We start from the raw sequence: 13,799 nt of genomic DNA, 5'->3' as shown, positions 1-13,799 counted from the left end.
CTTTTTCGCCCCTGTCTTTTCCATGGCCCCCGACCCACTGTGGAGGGCGGGGATGTGTGGGTTTGCGGGACCGTGTACGGCAGGGATGCCGTACACGAGCCCCCATGGATGGGTTGACGGCGCGTCCGGCGAACCTGCACATCCCCGCCCAGCCAAGGGACAAGCGGCACTGCGCTCTGACGCTTCTGCAAGAAACGCCAAACGCCACTACCCCTCAGAGATTCTTCCGCGCCGGAATCAACAGATTGCCAAACAGCAACCCGGCCACCAGCGCCATCACCACGTTGAGCACGGTCATCAACACCGTCTGGCCGGCACTCATGTCCTGCTGCTGCACGAGCGTGAGCACCCCGCGCAGACTGGTGCTGCCGGGCACCAGCATGATGATGCCCGGCAGGCGGATGATCGCGCCCGGGCGCTGTGCCAGACGACCGAACAGATTGCCCGCCGCGGTCATCAGCATCGCCGACATGAAAATGCCGGCCGGCAGCCCCCACGCCTGACCGGCGAATTTCGAAATCGCGTACCCGGCCACCGAGGCCGCCATCACCCAGGGATAATCGCGGCGATTGGCCTTGAACAGCATCGCAAAGGCGAACGCGGCCACCAGCAACGCGCTCCATTCCACCCAGTCGGCCTGCGGCCGCGACGCCCGCACGTGCGGCTCCAGCCCGATGATCCCCGACAGCGTCACCGCGATCACCGCGCCCACCGTCAGTTTCAGGATCGTGGTGATCGCCCCGGCAAACCGCGCCGTTCCCGACACCCAGTGCTGGCTCGCCAGCTCATTGACCGCATTGGTCAGCGACATCCCCGGCAGCATCACCACCAGCGAGGCGATGATGACCGTATTGAGATTCAGTGGCCCCAGGAACGAGGCCACCAGCGCCGCCACCGTACCGGCCACCAGTGCCGCCAGCGCCTCGCTGGCCTCGCGGCTGGCCGGGCGCCGATCGGTATACAGCGTCATGACCCCGATCAGCAGCCCGATCATCCCGGCCGTGGCGATATCCAGCCACGGCAGTTTCCACAGCCCGGCCACGCCAGCCGCGCCCAGGCTGTAGGACAGGATCATGCGGATCTTGCCGCGCCGGCCCGGATCCTTGTCCAGCGGCCGCAACGCCGTATGGCCCTGGGCAATGCTCATGGTGCCGTTGGCCACCGCATCGGTGATCTGGTCGGCGATGCTGAGTTTATGCAGGTCGTTTTCACCTGGCGCCAGGCGGATCACGCGGGTGATATCCGATGAACCGATCGCCTTGGTCGGATCGCTGAAACTCAGGATCAGCCCGGTCGGGTTCGACCACGGCTCGCAGTCCAGGTCCAGCCGCTGCGCCAGCGCGACCACCGCTGCCTCCAGCCGCTGCGCGGTGGTGCCGTAACTGTGCAGGCGCCCGGCCATCTCGCACACGAACGCAACGCGCTGCGCATAGGTGGCCTGGGGGGTGGGAAGGGGGGCGGTATCGGCAGACATGCTTCGTAGTATTACCCGAAGGCCGCCCCGGCTGAACAATCATGTCGCAGCGCACACACTTGGTGTGGACACGGACAAGGTATGCTGCGCGCAGGACGCCCCATGACGCCAAGCCAAGCCCCCCATCTCGAACAGGACGCGCAGGATCCCGGACTTGTCCGGCTCTCCGGCCACTGGACCCTGCACACCGCGCTGGACGCGGCCGAAGTGCTGCGCGGCATTCCCGACGGGCTGACCGGCATCGATGCCAGTGGCATCACCGTGCTCGACTCCGCCGGGGTATTGCAATTGCTGCGGGTGGCCCGTCGCGCCGACCTTGGCGAGCATGCGGTCAGCTTCCGCGACGAACACCGCGCACTGGTCTCCACCATCGAAGAAGTCGCCGATGACCGTCCGCGCGCCAAACGCGATTTCGGCGTACTGGCCGCGCTCGAGCGGTTGGGCGTCAGCGTGCATGGGATGGGCCACAACATCGTGGCGCTGGCCAGTTTCCTCGGCGAGAACCTGGTCAAGGGCGCGCGCCTGATCAAGGAACCGCGCCGTTTCCGTCTCACCGCCACGGTGGCGCAGATGGAACAGGTCGGACTGGACGCGGTGCCGCTGGTGGCGCTGCTGTCGTATCTGGTCGGTGCGGTGATCGCCTTCCTCGGCTCGACCATCCTGCGCGACTTCGGCGCGGAAATTTATGTAGTTGAGCTGGTCAACATCGCCTTCCTGCGCGAGTTCGCCGTGCTGCTGACCGCCATCGTGCTGGCCGGGCGCACCGCCAGCGCCTTCACCGCGCAGATCGGTGCGATGAAGGCGCGCGAGGAAATCGACGCGATGCGCACCCTCGGCCTGGACCCGATCGACCTGCTGGTGCTGCCGCGCCTGGTTGCGCTGTTGATCACCCTGCCGCTGCTGACCTTCATTGCGATGGTGGCCGGCCTGGCCGGTGGCATCACCGTGGGTGCGTTCGACCTGGGTATCCCACCGCAGATGTACATCGCGCGGATGCACGAGACCATGGAAGTGCGCAACATGCTGGTGGGGCTGTCCAAGGCGCCGGTGTTCGCACTGGTGATCGGCCTGATCGGCTGCCTGGAAGGCCTGAAGGTCGAAGGCACCGCGCAGTCGGTCGGTGAGCGCACCACCTCCAGCGTGGTGCAGGCCATTTCGCTGGTGATCATCCTCGACGCGTTCGCCGCGTTGTGGTTCATGAAGATGGGCTGGTAAGCGATGGCCACCGATACCGCCGCCCTGGCCACTACCGACGACACCACCGGCGACGATGCGGGTCTGGCCATCCGCGTGCGCGGGCTGACCAACCGCTTCGGCGCGCAGACCGTGCATGACAACCTCGACCTGGACGTGCGTCGCGGCGAAATTCTCGGCGTGGTCGGTGGCTCGGGTACCGGCAAGTCGGTGCTGATGCGCAGCATCCTGGGCCTGCGCGTTCCCGATGCGGGCCAGATCGAGGTGCTGGGCGTGGACGCGCGCTCGGACAATCCGGACAACCGCCTGCATATCGAACGCAACACCGGCGTGCTGTTCCAGGATGGCGCGCTGTTCTCCTCGCTGACAGTGGGCGAGAACGTGCAGGTGCCGTTGAAGGAACACCATCGCGAACTGCCCGAGCGCTGGCATTACGAGCTGGCCCTGCTCAAGGTGAAACTGGCCGGGCTGCCCGCCGATGCGATCAACAAGCTGCCCTCGCAGCTGTCCGGCGGCATGCGCAAGCGCGCCGGCCTGGCCCGTGCGCTGGCGCTGGACCCGCCGCTGCTGTTCCTGGACGAGCCCACCGCCGGCCTGGACCCGATTGGCGCGGCCGCCTTCGACCGGCTGATCAAGACCCTGCAGGAAGCGCTGGGGCTGACCGTGCTGCTGATCACACACGATCTGGACACGCTGTATGCGATCTGTGACCGGGTGGCGGTGCTGGCCGACCAGAAGGTGATCGCCAATGCCCCGTTGCACGAGATCGAACAACTGGACCACCCGTGGATCCAGGAATATTTCCACGGACCACGCGCGCGCGCTGCGCGCGATGCAAAGCACGAGAGCGAGTAAGCCATGGAAACCAAAGCCAATTACGTCCTGATCGGCGCGTTCACCCTGGTGGTGGGACTGGCGCTGCTGGCCTTCGGCCTGTGGGCCGCCAAGTACTCCTCCGACCGCACCTGGACCGAGTACCGGGTGGTGTTCCGCGAGGCGGTCACCGGGCTGTCGGTCGGCAGCCCGGTGCAGTACAACGGCATCGCGGTCGGCTCGATCACCGAACTGAACCTGGTGCCGGACGATCCGCGCCAGGTGGTCGCGCGGATCCGCCTGAACTCCAATACCCCGGTCAAGACCGACACCCGCGCCAAGCTGGCCATCACCAGCCTGACCGGGCCGTCGATCATCCAGCTCAGCGGCGGCACGCCCCAGTCCGCCGCGCTGACCGCGGTGAACAAGGACCCGGCCCCGATCATCCCGACCACCCCGTCGGCGCTGCAGAACATCACCGACGTGGCCAACCGCATCGTCGAGCGCATGGACCAGGTGCTCAGCGACCGCAACGTGGCCAGCATCAACGCCACGTTGGCCAACCTTGAGACCATCAGCGGCGGCCTGGCCGACCGCGACCAGGGCACCCAGGCGCTGCTGCTCAGCGCGCGCGATGCCGCGCGCAGCCTGGATGTCACCCTGAAAAGCACCAACGGCACCATACGGCGCCTGGACAAGAACCTGGTGCAGCAGCTGCCGCCGATCCTGGACAAGCTGGAAACCACCCTGTCCAAGCTGGATTCTGCCGCTGGCAACGCCGATTCGATCCTCGGCGAGAACCGCGCGGCGATCAACAGCTTCGCCAATGACGGCCTGGCTCAGCTGGGCCCGACCCTGACCGAGCTGCGCGGGCTGATCCGCGACCTGCGCCGGGTCAGCGACCGCCTCGACAACAACCCGGCACGCTATCTGCTGGGCCGTGACGCGCCCAAGGAGTTCGAACCCAAATGAGCCGCCCGACCCTTCCCCGATTCCTCCTGCCGGTCGCCCTGATCGCCGCCCTGGGTGGCTGCTCGCTGCTGGGCAGCAACGAACGCAGCGCGGTGACCATCTATTCGCCGATCGTGCGCATCCAGGCCGATCCCGGCTGGCCGAAGGTCGACTGGCAGCTGATCGTGGTCAAGCCCAGTGCCGCGCGCGTGGTCGACAGCCCGCGCATCAACGTACGCCCCTCGCCGTCCGAGCTGGAGGTGTACAAGGGGGTGAGCTGGGCGCAGCCGGCCACCGACATGCTCGATGACGCGCTGGTGCGCGGTTTCGAGGATTCCGGCCGCATCGCCGGCGTCGCCCGCGCCACCACCGGCATCCGCGCCGACTACAAGCTGGCCCTGGACGTACGTCGTTTCGAGGCCGATTACCGCGGCCAGGCCACGCCTGCCGCGCTGATCGAGGTCAACGCCAAACTGATCCACGTGGTCGACCAGCGGGTGGTGTCCGACCGCACGTTCCGCCAGGAACAGCCGGTGCCGAGCACCGCCACCGCCGATGTCGCCCGTGCGTTCGAGCAGAGCCTGCAGACCCTGACCACCGAGCTGGTCGGCTGGACGCTGGTAACCGGCCAGGCCGACTACCAGCAGGCGCAGGTCATGCCGGCCCGGCTGCGTCAATCCAGCGGAAAGTAAGGTTGATGCGCTCGGCCAGCGGCCGCGCGCTTTTCAGCAGGGCATGCTGGTAATGGCGTTGGGTCTGCCCGCCCATCAGCAGCACGTCGCCGTGCCCCAGCGTCACCTCGGCCTTGCGCGCATGGTCCTCGCGCCGCCGCAGCAGGAAGCGACGCTCGGCGCCCAGGCTCAGTGAGGCGATCAGGGGCGTCGGCCCGAGTTCGGGCTCGTTGTCACTGTGCCAGCCCATGCCATCGTCGCCATCGCGGTAGCGGTTGAGCAGCACGCTGTTGAAGGGCGTGCCGCAGAACGCGGCCAGCCGCTCGCGCAGCGGCAGCAACGCCGGATGCCACGGCGCTGGCACGAAGTCGGTGCCCGAATAGCGATAGCGCGCGGCCGGGTCGCCCATCCAGCAGCTCAGCCGCGGCGAATCGACCTGGCGCCCGAACATGCGGATGCGGTGGACCTCCCACGGCACGTCCTCGCGCAGGGTGCGCTGCAGGGCGTCGGCGTCGGTGGCGGGGAGCCAGTGGCGGTGCCAGTGGACCTGGGCGTCGGGAAGGTGGAGATCCATCGGCGAACGCTAGCACGCCCGCATTTGCCGGTGCGCGGGCAAAGCCCGAGAATGGCCCACCCGTTATAGTGTTGGAGCCTGCATGCCTGCTGTCGTTTTCCCTTGGGTCCAGGCCCGTTGCGCGTGACCACGCTCAAGGCCAGGCTGCGTCAGGCGGTCTTCGTGGCGCTGCGCGCCGGATTCCGCGCACTGCCGCTGTCCGACGGGCAGCGTGATCGACTCCGCGCGCGCTTCCTGCGCGACCATGGCGACTGGGTGCCGCCACCGCCACGCGGCCGTGTTGATGCCGCGCCTGCGGCCGTCCATCGCCCCCTGTCGCGCGCCGATGAAGCCGCGATCGGTTACGTGCCGCATCGCGCCGATGCCCTGCCCGAGCAGCTGCCCGCCACGCTGGTGGCGTTCTACCTGCCGCAGTTCCACCCGTTCACCGAGAACGATGCGTGGTGGGGCAAGGGCTTTACCGAGTGGCGCAACGTCACCCGCGCCCTGCCTCAGTTTGAGGGCCACATCCAACCGCGACTGCCCGCCGACCTGGGCTTCTACGACCTGCGCAACCCGCAGGTGATGCGCGACCAGGCGCAGTTGGCCCGCGAATACGGCATCGGCGCGTTCTGCTTCTATTACTACTGGTTCAGCGGCACCACGTTGATGGAGGCGCCGCTGCGCCAGTGGCTGGCCGACGACAGCATCGACCTGCCGTTCTGCCTGTGCTGGGCCAATGAAAACTGGGCACGGCGCTGGGACGGCCGCGACGAAGACATCCTGATCGGCCAGCAGCACAGTGCCGAGGACGACCTGGCCTTCATCGCCCACGTCGCCGACTACCTGCGCGATCGCCGCGCCTTGAAGGTGGACGGCAAGCCGATGCTGCTGGTCTACCGCCCGCACCTGCTGCCCGATGCACGCGCCACCGCCCAGCGCTGGCGGCAGTGGTGCCTGGACAACGGCATCGGCGAGATCCACCTGGCCTATGTGCAGGGCTTCGAGCGTCCGGATCCGCGCGACATCGGCTTCGACGCCGCGGTCGAGTTTCCGCCGAACATGAGCAACCCGCGCTCGCTCACCGCCGACCAGTTCCTGATCAATCCCGAGTTCCACGGCGACGTGCGCGACTGGCGCGAACTGGCAGCTGAGATCGCCGCACGACCGCTGCCGTCCTACACGCTATACCCCGGGGTCAACCCGGGCTGGGACAACGAAGCGCGCCGCTCCGGCAAGGGCCGCGTCTACCTGCACGCCTCGCCGCGTGGGTATGGCGATTGGCTGTCGACCACCGTGCACACGCGCCTGGCCGCCGCGCCGGCCAACCAGCGCCTGGTGTTCATCAACGCCTGGAACGAGTGGGCCGAAGGCGCAGTGCTGGAGCCGGATGCACGGCTGGGGCATGCGTATCTGGAGGCGACGCGGAAGGCGCTGCAGGCGCCGGCGGCCGGCACGGCCACGGCGCGACCGTGCGTGGTGATTCACGCCTGGCACATGCCGGAATTGGCGACACTTCTCGATCAGCTCAAGACGAGCGCGTTGGCGTGCCGCCTGGTCGTCACCACCGCACCGGAGCATCGCAGCGCGGTGGATGCCGCGCTGCGGCAGGCCGAGCTGCGCGGGGAGGTGCTGGTCTACCCCAACCATGGCCGCGACATCCTGCCCTTCCTCCAGGTCGCCGAGCTGCTGCTCGGGCAGGGCGAGGACGTGGTGCTCAAACTGCATACCAAGCGCTCCACGCACATGCAGCAAGGCGCGCAGTGGCGCGATGAAATGCTGCGGCAGCTGCTGCTCGATGGCCACGCCGCACAGGCCGTGGAGGCGTTCGGCCACGACCCGTCGCTGGGCCTGCTGGCACCGCGAGGCCACCTGCTGCCGGTCCGCGACTTCATCGGTGGCAACGCGTCGGCACTGGTCCGCCTGCAGGCCAGGCTTGGCCTGTCAGTGGCGCCCCTGGACGCGCCCTTCAGCGCTGGCAGCATGTTCTGGGTACGGCTGGCGGCACTGCGCCCGCTGTTGGACGCGCACCTGTACCGCAGCATGTTCGAACCCGAGCAAGGACAGATCGACGGTACGGCGGCGCATGCAATCGAGCGCCTGCTGGGTGCGGTGTGCATGCATGCCGGCTTTACGTTGGACAGCCTTGGCAAGGGCGAATCGGACGCAGGCCGATACGCCTACGCCAAGCGCGGGTGAGCTGCCGCCCCGGCTGGCCGGGGCGGCGCCATCCCCCTCAGGCGGCAGCGAACGCCACGCCGGTCTTTTCCTTCAGCTCATCCACGCCCACGCCCGGTGCAGCCTCCACCAGCACCAGCCCGGCGTCGGTGACGTCGAACACGGCCAGGTCGGTGATGATGCGGTCGACCACGCCCACGCCGGTCAGCGGCAGCGTGCACTCGGGCAGGATCTTGTGCTCGCCGTTCTTGGCGGTGTGCTCCATCAGCACCACCACGCGCTGCACGCCGGCGACCAGATCCATCGCCCCGCCCATGCCCTTGACCATCTTGCCCGGCACCATCCAGTTGGCCAGGTCGCCCTTGTCGGTGACCTGCATCGCGCCGAGGATGGCCAGGTTGATGTGCCCGCCGCGGATCATCGCGAAGCTGTCGTGGCTGCCGAAGTAGCTCGCGCCCGGGCGTGCGGTCACGGTCTGCTTGCCGGCATTGATCAGGTCGGCATCGACCTCGGCCTCGGTCGGGAACGGGCCGATGCCAAGCAGCCCATTCTCGGACTGCAGCCACACGTCCACGCCATCGGGGATGTGGTTGGCCACCAGCGTCGGCAGGCCGATGCCCAGGTTCACATAGGCGCCATCGGTGAGTTCACGCGCGGCGCGCGCGGCCATTTCATCGCGGGTCCACGCCATGTCAGTTGCCCTCCGCACGCACGGTGCGCTGTTCGATTCGCTTTTCAGGATGCGGGTTGTGCACGATGCGGTGCACGTAGATGCCCGGCAGGTGCACCTGGTCCGGGTCGATGCTGCCGACCGGCACCACCTCTTCGACCTCGACGATGCACAGCTTGCCGGCCATCGCGCAGGCCGGGTTGAAGTTGCGTGCGGTCTTGCGGAATACCAGGTTGCCCGATGCGTCGGCCTTCCACGCCTTGACCAGCGCGACGTCGGCACGCAGCGCGGTTTCCATCACGTAGTGCTTGCCGTCGAATTCGCGGATTTCCTTGCCCTCGGCCACCACCGTGCCGTAGCCGGTGGCGGTGAAGAACGCCGGAATACCCGCACCGCCGGCGCGCAGGCGCTCGGCCAGGGTGCCCTGCGGATTGAACTCCAACTGCAGTTCACCGGCCAGGTACTGACGCTCGAATTCCTTGTTCTCGCCCACGTAGGACGAAATCATCTTCTGGATCTGCCGGGTTTCCAGCAGTTGGCCCAGGCCGAAGCCATCCACCCCGGCATTGTTGGAGATCACGGTCAGGCCCTTGACCCCGGTGTCGCGCAACGCGGCGATCAGCGCCTCGGGGATGCCGCACAGGCCGAACCCGCCGACCGCCAGGGTCTGGCCATCGGCGACCACACCGTCCAGGGCTTCGGCGGCGCTGGCGTACTGCTTGCCACGCCGTCCGGCATTGTCTGGGGACTTGCTCATCTACGCCCTCACCTCGTTGATGTAAGCGGGCATTGTAGCGAGTACGCAGGGCATTCCCGGCCCGCCCGGAGAAGCGTCCACCCACGGCCCGGCATGAAAACGATTCCCATACATGGCTGCGGCTACACTAATCCACTGACTGTCAGAAGGACTGGAATACATGACGCTCCCCGCATTCAAGGCATACGACATCCGCGGCCGCGTGCCGGACGAACTGAACGAAGACCTGGCCCGCCGCATCGGCGTGGCGCTGGACGCGCAGCTCGCCCCCGGCACCGTGGTGGTCGGCCATGACATCCGCCTGACCAGCCCGGCCCTGCAGGACGCGCTGGCTGCCGGCCTGCGTGGCGCCGGGCGCGACGTGCTGGACATCGGCCTGTGCGGGACCGAGGAGGTCTATTTCCAGGTCGACCACCTCAAGGCAGCCGGCGGGGTGATGGTCACCGCCAGCCACAACCCGATGGACTACAACGGGATGAAGCTGGTCAAGGAGCAGGCCCGTCCCATCAGTTCGGACACCGGCCTCCTGGCGATCTCCGACGCGGTCGAAGCCGATACCGCCGCGCCGGTCGATGCCACGGGCAGCCTGCAGACGCATCCGGACAAGAGTGCTTACATCGACCATCTGCTCAGCTACGTCGATCGCACCGCCCTCAAGCCGCTCAAGCTGGTGGTCAATGCTGGCAACGGTGGCGCCGGCCCGATCGTCGACCTGCTGGCCCCGCACCTGCCGTTCGAGTTCATCCGCATCTGCCACGAGCCCGATGGCAGTTTCCCCAACGGCATTCCCAATCCGCTGCTGCCGGAAAACCGTGCGTTGACCGCGCAGGCCGTGCGCGAGCACGGTGCGGATTTCGGCATTGCCTGGGACGGCGACTTCGACCGCTGCTTCTTCTTCGACCACAACGGCCGTTTCATTGAAGGCTATTACCTGGTCGGCCTGCTGGCCAAGGCGATCCTGGCACGCCAGCCGGGCGGCAAGATCGTGCACGACCCGCGCCTGACTTGGAACACCGTGGAGATGGTCGAAGACGCGGGCGGGCAGCCGGTGCTGTGCAAGAGCGGGCACGCCTTCATCAAGGAAAAGATGCGCAGCGAAAACGCCGTGTATGGCGGTGAGATGAGCGCGCACCATTATTTCCGCGAGTTCGCCTACGCCGACTCGGGCATGATCCCGTGGCTGCTGATTGCCGCGCTCGTCTCCGAATCCGGCCGCTCGCTGGCCGATCTGGTGGAAGCGCGCATGGCCAAGTTCCCGTGCAGTGGTGAGATCAACTTCAAGGTCGCCGACGCCAAGGCCGCAGTTGCCCGGGTGATGGACCATTACGCCGCGCAGTCGCCGGCACTGGACCACACCGACGGCATCAGCGCCGACTTCGGCCAGTGGCGCTTCAACCTGCGCAGCTCCAACACCGAACCGCTGCTGCGCCTGAACATCGAAACGCGTGGCGATGCCGCCCTGCTGCAGCAGCGCACCGATGAAATCTCCCAGCTGCTCACGGCCTCCTGAGGCACCGCCCCGATGAACGATCTGCTCCCCGTCATCCTGTCCGGTGGCTCCGGTACCCGGCTGTGGCCGCTCTCGCGCGAGGCCTACCCCAAGCAGTTCCTGGCCCTGGCCGGGGACCTGACGATGCTGCAGGCCACCTGGCAGCGGGTTGCACCGATTGCCGGCCGCGCGCCGCTGGTGGTGGCCAACGAAGAGCATCGTTTCGTGGCCGCCGAACAGCTGCAGCAGCTGGGCGTGCAGCCGCTGGCGATTCTGCTCGAGCCGGTGGGCCGCAACACCGCCCCGGCGATCGCGGTGGCGGCGCTGGAAGCCACCCGTGACGGCGAGGACGCGGTGCTGCTGGTGCTGCCCTCGGACCACGTGATTGCCGATGAAGCGGCCTTCCGCGCCGCCGTGCTGCGTGCACTGCCCGCCGCGCGCGACGGCAAGCTGGTCACCTTCGGAATCGTGCCGACCGGGCCGGAAACCGGCTATGGCTACATCAAGGCCGCCTCGGGCGGCGAGGTGCGCGCGGTGGATCGCTTCGTCGAGAARCCCGACGCCGAGACCGCCCGGCAATACGTCGGTTCGGGCGAGTATTTCTGGAACAGCGGCATGTTCCTGTTCAAGGCATCGCGTTACCTGGCCGAGCTGGAGAAATTCAATCCGGCCATGCTGTCGGCCAGCCGCACCGCCTGGGAACAGGCACGGCGCGATGCAGACTTTACCCGGCTGGGCAAAGAGGCATTCACGGCGGTGCCGTCTGATTCCATCGACTACGCGGTGATGGAAAAGACCGCCGATGCGGTGGTGGTGCCGCTGGATGCCGGTTGGAACGATGTCGGCTCGTGGACCGCGCTGCGCGATGTATCGGCGCAGGACAGCGACGGCAACGCCCATCATGGCGATGTGATCGCCATCGACTGCCGCAACACCTATGCCTACGGCGAGCGCCTGATTGCGCTGGTCGGGCTGGATGATGTGATCGTGGTCGAAACCGATGACGCGGTGATGGTCGGCAGGAGCGACCGCATGCAGGAGATCAAGCAGGTGGTGGCGCGCCTGAAGGCCGACGCCCGTCCCGAAGCGACCTGGCACCGCAAGGTGTATCGCCCGTGGGGGGCCTACGACTCGATCGACCATGGCGAGCGTTTCCAGGTCAAGCGCATCACCGTCAAACCCGGTGCCACGCTGAGCCTGCAGATGCACCACCACCGTGCCGAGCACTGGATCGTGGTCAGCGGTACCGCTGAAGTGACCCGCGGCGAGGAAGTGCTGCTGCTCACCGAAAACCAGAGCACCTATATTCCGCTGGGTGTGACGCACCGGTTGAAGAACCCGGGCAAGTTGCCGCTGGAGCTGATTGAAGTGCAGTCCGGCAGCTACCTGGGCGAGGACGATATCGTGCGGTTCGAGGATACCTACGGTCGTACGTGATCGATGGGCACCGCAGAGACAAAAAAACCCGGCCAAGGCCGGGTTTTTCATTGTCCGGTAGAGCCATGCCGTGCATGGCTGACGCGGTGCGGGCGATCCGCAGTGCAGCTTCAGAGCGCTGCGATCACCTGCTTCAAACCATCCTGCCAACTGGGCAGCGCAATGCCGAAATCCGACTCGAGCTTGCTGACGTCCAGGTGCGAATACGCCGGGCGCTTGGCCGGGGTCGGGTAGTCGGCGGTGGTGATCGCTTCCACCTTCGGCGCGCGCGCCAGCTTTCCGGCTGACACCGCCTCGGCAAAGATCGCCTCGGCAAAGCCATGCCAGCTGGTTTCACCCGCAGCGGTCAGGTGCCAGGTGCCCGACAGGCCACCGGCATGCTGCAAGGCCTGCGCGGTGACATCGGCGATCAGCGCCGCCGGGGTCGGCGTGCCGATCTGGTCGGCCACCACGCGCAGTACGTCGCGGTCAGCGCCCACCCGCAGCATGGTGCGCAGGAAGTTGGCGCTATGCGAGGCATACACCCATGCGGTGCGGAAGATCAGATGACGGCCGCCGGCCGCGCGGATGTCTTCTTCACCGGCCAGCTTGCTGGCGCCGTACACGCCCAGCGGCGCAGTGGCATCGTCTTCGCGGTACGGGCGGGTGCCCTGCCCGTCGAACACGTAATCGGTGGAGTAATGCACCAGCGGCACACCGGCAGCGGCGCACCAGCGCGCGATGACGCCCGGCGCTTCGGCGTTGGCGCGCCAGGCCGCATCGCGCTCTTCTTCTGCGCGGTCCACCGCCGTATAGGCGGCCGCATTGACCACCACGTCCGGACGAACGCGATCCAGCAGCGCAACCAGCGACGCGGGCTCGTTGAAGTCGGCCGTTTCGCAGGCACTGCCATCGGGCAGCGCGCCACTACGGGTGGTCGCTACGATCGTGCCCAGCGGTGCCAGCGCGCGCTGCAGTTCCCGGCCCAACTGGCCATTGCCGCCAAACAGCAGCACCGTCACGGCTGGTAGACCGGCAGGCGGTCTTCGGCGATGTCCTTCAGGAACGGCGCGGCCTCATCCTTGGCCGACAGCGTCGGGCCACTGATCGGCCAGTCCACGGCGATGTCGGCATCATTCCAGCGCACGCCGGCATCGAAGTCCTTCAGATACACCTCGGTGCACAGGTAGCTGAAGACCGCACGCTCGGACAGCACCGCAAAGCCATGCGCGAAGCCTTCCGGGATCCAGAACTGCTTCTTGTTCTCCGCACTCAGCACCACCGCTTCCCACTGGCCGAAGGTCGGCGAGCCGCGACGGATATCCACCGCCACGTCGTACACCTCACCTTCGAGCACGCTGACCAGCTTGCCCTGCGGCCGCGGCCACTGGTAATGCAGGCCGCGCAGCACGCCCTTGGCCGAGGTGGAGACGTTGCTCTGCACGAACTTGGTCGGCAGACCGTGCTGGCCGAAACGCTCGGCATTCCAGGTCTCGAAGAAGAAGCCGCGCTCGTCGCCGAACACCGCCGGCTCGATCACCACGCAGCCCGGCAGTTTGGTCTCAATTACTTTCACGGCACCACTCCTCGTACAGCCAGTTTATGCAGGTATTGGCCGTAGCCGTTCTTGATC

The 13,799-nt window shown here is 67.2% G+C and carries 13 protein-coding genes; 7 read left to right on the top strand and 6 right to left on the bottom strand.

All coding sequences use genetic code 11. The features are described from left to right. Positions 1–214 precede the first annotated feature (214 nt). The gene (locus tag ACXJKH_RS06135) at positions 215–1,474 is read right to left on the bottom strand and encodes a threonine/serine exporter family protein (RefSeq protein WP_256775344.1); all 1,260 of its coding nucleotides are present in this window, start codon (positions 1,472–1,474) and stop codon (positions 215–217) included. Between the two features lie 102 nt (positions 1,475–1,576). On the opposite strand from ACXJKH_RS06135, the gene ACXJKH_RS06130 reads away from it, so the two are divergent. The 4 genes from ACXJKH_RS06130 to ACXJKH_RS06115 are packed head-to-tail and all read left to right on the top strand — an operon-like array spanning position 1,577 to position 5,124. Then, positions 1,577–2,689, top strand: a complete 1,113-nt coding sequence (locus tag ACXJKH_RS06130; protein WP_256775343.1) for an ABC transporter permease — start codon at positions 1,577–1,579, stop codon at positions 2,687–2,689. A 3-nt stretch (positions 2,690–2,692) separates the two neighbouring features. Beyond that, entirely contained in the window at positions 2,693–3,523 is an 831-nt protein-coding gene (locus ACXJKH_RS06125; RefSeq protein WP_256775342.1) for an ABC transporter ATP-binding protein, read from the top strand. 3 nt (positions 3,524–3,526) lie between these two features. Further along, complete coding sequence (locus ACXJKH_RS06120) at positions 3,527–4,453, top strand: MlaD family protein (RefSeq protein WP_457318683.1); 927 nt, start codon at positions 3,527–3,529, stop codon at positions 4,451–4,453. After that, positions 4,450–5,124, top strand: coding sequence for an ABC-type transport auxiliary lipoprotein family protein (locus ACXJKH_RS06115; RefSeq protein WP_457318682.1), 675 nt, complete (start codon positions 4,450–4,452; stop codon positions 5,122–5,124). Before ACXJKH_RS06120 ends, ACXJKH_RS06115 begins: the two co-directional genes overlap by 4 nt. On the opposite strand, the gene ACXJKH_RS06110 is transcribed toward ACXJKH_RS06115, so the two are convergent. Next, on the bottom strand, positions 5,087–5,677 hold the full coding sequence (locus ACXJKH_RS06110; protein ID WP_457318680.1) for an alpha-ketoglutarate-dependent dioxygenase AlkB family protein: 591 nt from the start codon (positions 5,675–5,677) through the stop codon (positions 5,087–5,089). The two genes, ACXJKH_RS06115 and ACXJKH_RS06110, sit on opposite strands and share 38 nt — an antisense overlap. A 117-nt stretch (positions 5,678–5,794) precedes the next feature. Here ACXJKH_RS06110 and ACXJKH_RS06105 point away from each other — a divergent pair, with 117 nt between their 5' ends. Then, complete coding sequence (locus ACXJKH_RS06105) at positions 5,795–7,855, top strand: glycoside hydrolase family 99-like domain-containing protein (RefSeq protein ID WP_457318679.1); 2,061 nt, start codon at positions 5,795–5,797, stop codon at positions 7,853–7,855. A 37-nt stretch (positions 7,856–7,892) separates the two neighbouring features. Here ACXJKH_RS06105 and ACXJKH_RS06100 read toward each other — a convergent pair whose 3' ends face one another. Continuing rightward, positions 7,893–8,525: a CoA transferase subunit B gene (locus ACXJKH_RS06100; RefSeq protein ID WP_256775339.1), complete on the bottom strand. Its 633-nt coding sequence runs from the start codon at positions 8,523–8,525 to the stop codon at positions 7,893–7,895. Position 8,526: 1 nt separating this feature from the next. Then, on the bottom strand, positions 8,527–9,261 hold the full coding sequence (locus ACXJKH_RS06095) for a CoA transferase subunit A (RefSeq protein WP_457318678.1): 735 nt from the start codon (positions 9,259–9,261) through the stop codon (positions 8,527–8,529). A 160-nt stretch (positions 9,262–9,421) separates the two neighbouring features. On the opposite strand from ACXJKH_RS06095, the gene ACXJKH_RS06090 reads away from it, so the two are divergent. Together ACXJKH_RS06090 and ACXJKH_RS06085 are read left to right on the top strand one after the other, a co-directional pair. Continuing rightward, a complete protein-coding gene (locus ACXJKH_RS06090) occupies positions 9,422–10,771 on the top strand; it encodes a phosphohexomutase domain-containing protein (protein WP_256775337.1) in 1,350 nt (449 codons plus the stop codon). 12 nt (positions 10,772–10,783) lie between these two features. Further along, positions 10,784–12,187 (top strand): mannose-1-phosphate guanylyltransferase/mannose-6-phosphate isomerase, encoded by a 1,404-nt coding sequence (locus tag ACXJKH_RS06085; RefSeq protein WP_457318676.1) that lies wholly within the window; start codon positions 10,784–10,786, stop codon positions 12,185–12,187. Positions 12,188–12,297: 110 nt separating this feature from the next. Here the strand turns inward: ACXJKH_RS06085 and rfbD are convergent, their stop codons facing one another. Then, the gene (gene rfbD / locus ACXJKH_RS06080) at positions 12,298–13,188 is read right to left on the bottom strand and encodes a dTDP-4-dehydrorhamnose reductase (RefSeq protein WP_457318675.1); all 891 of its coding nucleotides are present in this window, start codon (positions 13,186–13,188) and stop codon (positions 12,298–12,300) included. Then, the gene (gene rfbC, locus ACXJKH_RS06075) at positions 13,185–13,742 is read right to left on the bottom strand and encodes a dTDP-4-dehydrorhamnose 3,5-epimerase (protein ID WP_256775334.1); all 558 of its coding nucleotides are present in this window, start codon (positions 13,740–13,742) and stop codon (positions 13,185–13,187) included. The genes rfbD and rfbC overlap by 4 nt, the downstream gene beginning before the upstream one ends. Positions 13,743–13,799 lie beyond the last annotated feature (57 nt).

The organism is Stenotrophomonas sp. P5_B8, assembly GCF_054049855.1.
This window is presented reverse-complemented; position numbering and strand designations above follow the sequence as displayed.